Origin of the sequence: Agriterribacter sp., assembly GCF_035444585.1 — a bacterium.
Lineage (GTDB): Bacteria > Bacteroidota > Bacteroidia > Chitinophagales > Chitinophagaceae > Agriterribacter.
This window is the reverse complement of record NZ_DAOMOZ010000307.1, coordinates 1-4,249: the sequence shown is the minus strand read 5'-3', so window position 1 is coordinate 4,249 and position 4,249 is coordinate 1. Positions and strand designations below refer to the sequence as shown.

The window sequence follows — 4,249 nt, the reverse complement described above, 5'->3', positions numbered from 1 at the left end:
CAGGTACTCACTGGTGCGCTCCACCGATTCGCGATGATTGCAGAACACAACGGTGGAACGGTTGCCCAAATGGCAAATGAGTTTAAAAAGCGTTCCTAATTTATCCTTTTCATCACTCTGCACAATTTTTATCGCCAGCCCTTTGGGAGCTTCCCCTGAACCGGACAGGAAATCCAATTTTACCGGATCTTTCAATCCAATAAATTCGGGAATTTCAACTGCTTCAGTAGCGGAAGTAAGTATCCTTTTTTTCAGTGCCGGCAGGGCGCTTATGATAAAAGCCAGTTCTTCATGAAAGCCCGATTCCAGCGATTTATCAAATTCGTCCAGCACCAGGGTTTCAATGGCATCTGTAGTGATATTTCCGCGGCGGATGTGATCCGCCAGCCGCCCGGGCGTACCAATGAGCAGTGCCGGCGGCTGCTGCAAATTATGCTCTTCCGTTTCACGCAGGTGGCCGCCATAGCAGCAGGTAACCTTATACGAGGTGCCCAGCGATTTGAATACTTTTTCAATCTGCATGGCCAGTTCGCGCGACGGCACCACAATAAGCGCCTGGGTACTTTTATTTCCCGGATCAAGCAGATCCAGTACGGGCAATAAAAAAGCCAGTGTTTTTCCTGAACCCGTTGCCGAAAGCAGCACTACATTATTATGCTGCTCATTGGCCGCAATGGATGCCGTTTGCATTTCATTGAGCGAATCAATGCTTAAGCGCGAAAGAATATCAGGAAGAGAATACGATCCGTTTGGCATAACTGCAAAAATACAAAACTACCGCCGCCGAACCAGTAAAGATAGGGTACAGCTACTGCACTTTCGTGCCCGGACATCCATTCACACTATTCTTATATCATTCAATCAAACTTTACTTTTTAATAAAAAAACGTATATTGAATCTCACCAAAAAAATATTTATACCATGGGAAAATTTGTAACAAAAACCGGCAATAACGGGCAGTATTATTTTAACCTGGTGGCAGGTAATGGTCAGGTGATCCTGAGCAGTGAAGGATATACCACTACTGCTGCCAGGCAAAACGGCATTGACTCGGTAAAGAAAAATGCAGGTGATGATACACGTTATGAGAAGCTGACCGCCGCTAACGGAAAGCCTTATTTTACCCTCAAAGCCAGCAACGGGCAGGTAATTGGCAAAAGCCAGATGTATGAAAATGAAGCAGGCAGGGATAATGGCATTGCATCGGTAAAAAGCAACGCGCCGAACGCACCAGTGGCAGAAGAATAAAGTATTTGTTGAGCTATATTGAAGGGGGCTGTCTTAAAACTTATACTTTGCCACCGGGTTGCTAAAGCACTGAGAAAATAAACCTGAGTATCAGGCATTTGTGTCCTTGGGCCCTGATGGCAAATCTTCTAAACCAAATCTTTTGAGACAGTCTCCTTCTGTATGCTGTTGTTATTGAACAAATTCAATCCGGGCATCACTATCCAGGATAATGCAGGAAGAAAAGTCCTCCAAAACTTCCAGTTTATGCTGATCATGGGCTTTTATCAGCAACGTTTCGCCTGCGTTCAGCTCCACTACCCGGTCCGCAAAGCTTATTCTTCCTTTTCAAATAAGGTTTTGTTTCAGTTGAACGAGTTTTCAAATTATTGTGTAGTTTAGCCTCTAACAATATAACCATCCAGATCCTTAGCCATTTACCGCATGAAATCAATCATAACCATTTCCAGATACATTGTTGGTATTCTTTTTATTTTTTCGGGCCTTGTAAAGGCAAACGATCCCTTAGGACTGGCCTATAAAATGCAGGAGTTCTTTGAGGTATGGGCACAGTCGGGCTGGCTGCCAAACCTCATGCACGCCATGAACGATTATGCACTGGCGTTCTCTGTTATAATGATCGCTTTTGAAATAATAGCCGGCGTGGCGGTGCTGGTTGGCTGGAAGATGCGTTTATTTAGCTGGCTTTTATTGTTGCTGATCATCTTCTTTACTTTTTTAACGGGCTACGCCTACCTCTCGGGCAAATTCAGGAGCTGCGGTTGCTTCGGCGATTGTATCCCGCTTACGCCAAAAACGTCGTTCATAAAAGATATTGTGCTGCTGCTGCTGATCCTCCTCATTTTTACCTGGCGCAATAAGATCAGGCCTGCATTATCGTCATTTGGCAGCGCATGTATCATTCTTCTGTCCTTGATCTTCAGCATATGGTTCCAGTGGTACGTACTAAAGCACCTGCCGGTAGCAGATTGTTTGCCTTTTAAAAAAGGGAATAATATTCCTGAAAAGATGAAGATACCCCCCGGTGCTGTACCCGACAGCACAGTTATTACTTTTGTTTACGAAAAGGATAGCAAAACAGTGGAATTTACTTCCGATAATTTCCCCGATGATTTCGATGATTCCATTTATCATTTTGTAAAACGATATGATAAGCTGATCCGTAAAGGGAATGCTGAACCTGCCATTAACGATTTTGTGCTCACTACTTTGCACGACAATGATACCACTTTGCAAGTGCTGAGTGACCCGGGTTACAGCGCCTTCCTGTTCATTAAAGATGATCCGGGAAAGGACGAATGGGTGAACAACCTTGAATTGTTGTACCCGGTATTGCAGCAACAAAGAATAAACCTGTTTGTTATTACCAATAATGCATCGGGAATAAACGCTTATTTTAATGCTACACCGGGGGTAACCTTTTTAAAATGTGATGTGGTACCCATTAAAACAGCAGCCCGCACCAATCCCACATTGTACCTGTTGAAGAACGGAACGATCCTCAACAAATGGAGCTATGCCGACTGGGATGATGCGGCGAAAGAAATACAGGCTTTAGTGAATTAAATACCAGCCATTGATACGATTCATCGTCAGGAAGGTCTTTTATGCGCTGCTTGTACTGGCAGGTGTGGTATGCATCGTATTTTTCCTGTTCCAGGGTTTTGGCGACCCGGCACGATTGGTTTTGGGGCAAACCGGCGACAGCGCTACCATTCAAAACATACGCAAAGAGCTGTACCTCGACCAGCCCCGGTGGAAGCAGTTTGTATATTATGTAAAAGATATTTCACCGGTGAGCATTCATTCTGCACAGGAGATTGAAGAAAAGAAGCTGAAGGGATTGTTTATCGGGAGCGAAGACTTCAGTTTTGCTATAAAGCTGCCCTACCTCCGCCATTCCTATCAAACCAAAAGAGATGTACTAAACATACTGATGGAAGCTTTGCCCGGCACTTTGCTACTGGCCGTGGCAGCCATGTCGTTTGCCACCATTGCCGGCATTGCCCTGGGCGTATTGGCCGCTGTTAAACAAAATACATGGATGGACACTTCGGCGGTTTTTACGAGCGTACTGGGTATTTCGGCTCCTTCCTTTTTTACCGGTATCCTTATCGCCTATTTTTTTGCCATTGTACTGGGGCCCTATACAGGACTTAACCTTACCGGCAGCTACTTTGAATATGATGATTATACCGGCGAAAAATACCTTGTTCTAAAAAATCTCATCCTTCCCGCGCTTACTTTGGGTATCCGCCCCTTAGCCATCATTACCCAGCTTACCCGCAGCGCCATGCTGGATGTATTGAACCAGGATTATATACGCACCGCTTACGCCAAAGGACTAAGCAAGCCTAAAGTAATATTCAAACACGCCTTACGCAATGCATTGAACCCGGTGCTTACTGCAGTTACAGGCTGGTTCGCAGAATTGCTGGCAGGCGCATTTTTTGTAGAGTATATTTTCGGATGGAAAGGAATAGGTAAAATAACGGTAGATGCATTAGACAAGCTTGACTTTCCGGTGGTGATGGGCAGTGTGCTGGTAACCGCAACCTTATTTGTTCTTATCAATATCCTTTCGGATGTGCTGTACAGCATTGTTGATCCGCGGGTGAAGACGGGATAAATGTGGGGCTGCATCAAAAGCAATATTTGCCCACAAGCCAAAATCGCAATAAAACCCGAAGGCCCCAACTTTGTGACCTCGTGCCTTTGTGGCATATCATCCGGCATTCCTTCGGGGACAACTTCACCAATATTATAATTTAAATATCTCGTTATAGAACAGCGGCATATCCTCATCTTTTGAAAACCCTATAATAACAACCCTTACGCTTTTGGCGTCGTCATTGTTGTAAAACCGTATCTGGATGGGTTTGTTTCCTTCGCGCATTACCGCGGGGTTCCAGTACAGTACGTCACGGCTGTCTTTTTCAATGCGTTTAACCGAAGCGTCTTTATAATCCGGCTCATAAAAAGGCGCTACTTTATCATAGC

At 44.8% G+C, this 4,249-nt stretch carries 5 protein-coding genes; 3 read left to right on the top strand and 2 right to left on the bottom strand.

The genetic code is table 11. The features are described from left to right. The coding region (locus PLH26_RS20630; protein WP_324587910.1) for a DEAD/DEAH box helicase at positions 1-756 on the bottom strand (756 nt) is incomplete at its 3' end. A gap of 166 nt (positions 757-922) precedes the next feature. On the opposite strand from PLH26_RS20630, the gene PLH26_RS20625 reads away from it, so the two are divergent. The 3 genes from PLH26_RS20625 to PLH26_RS20615 all read left to right on the top strand — a co-directional run bounded on the left by PLH26_RS20625 (position 923) and on the right by PLH26_RS20615 (position 3,878). Next, positions 923-1,249, top strand: a complete 327-nt coding sequence (locus tag PLH26_RS20625) for a YegP family protein (RefSeq protein WP_324587909.1) — start codon at positions 923-925, stop codon at positions 1,247-1,249. Between the two features lie 423 nt (positions 1,250-1,672). Then, a complete protein-coding gene (locus PLH26_RS20620; RefSeq protein ID WP_324587908.1) occupies positions 1,673-2,815 on the top strand; it encodes a BT_3928 family protein in 1,143 nt (380 codons plus the stop codon). Between the two features lie 10 nt (positions 2,816-2,825). After that, positions 2,826-3,878 (top strand): ABC transporter permease, encoded by a 1,053-nt coding sequence (locus tag PLH26_RS20615; RefSeq protein ID WP_324587907.1) that lies wholly within the window; start codon positions 2,826-2,828, stop codon positions 3,876-3,878. Between the two features lie 132 nt (positions 3,879-4,010). On the opposite strand, the gene PLH26_RS20610 is transcribed toward PLH26_RS20615, so the two are convergent. Then, positions 4,011-4,249 (bottom strand): hypothetical protein (locus PLH26_RS20610; protein WP_324587906.1); only part of this gene is annotated, 239 nt, incomplete at its 5' end.

Coding starts and splice junctions, on each gene's coding strand:
- PLH26_RS20625 (WP_324587909.1), top strand. CDS start 923: ATGGGAAAATTTGTAACAAAAACCGGCAATAACGGGCAGTATTATTTT.
- PLH26_RS20620 (WP_324587908.1), top strand. CDS start 1,673: ATGAAATCAATCATAACCATTTCCAGATACATTGTTGGTATTCTTTTT.